The organism is Mycobacterium sp. KBS0706, from assembly GCF_005938675.2.
GTDB lineage: Bacteria > Pseudomonadota > Alphaproteobacteria > DSM-16000 > Inquilinaceae > Inquilinus.
The window spans coordinates 1-259 of the sequence record NZ_VCCH02000427.1 but is presented as its reverse complement, the minus strand read 5'-3'; the positions used below and the strand labels follow the sequence as shown (position 1 = coordinate 259).

The following is a 259-nucleotide window of genomic DNA, read 5'->3' as shown; positions in this document are numbered from 1 at the left end:
TGCCGGCATGGGTGACGACCACGCCCTTGGGGCGTCCGGTGGAGCCGGAGGTGTAGATCACATAGGCCGGGTGCCCCGGCCGCAGCCGCGCCCTCCGCTCCCCGTCACCGGGATCGTGCTCCGCCGACGCCGACAGCGCCGACGACACCGATGCCTCCTCCAGGCTCAGCACCGGCACCGAACCGCACCATGCCTCCGCCCCCGAACCGATCACGCAGACCGGGCCCGCATCCGACACCATGTAGCCCAGCCGGTCCCC

The 259-nt window shown here is 73.0% G+C and carries 1 protein-coding gene; it reads right to left on the bottom strand.

The annotated features are described in order from the left end of the window. The coding region (locus tag FFK22_RS42570; RefSeq protein WP_143957086.1) for an AMP-binding protein at positions 1-259 on the bottom strand (259 nt) is incomplete at both ends.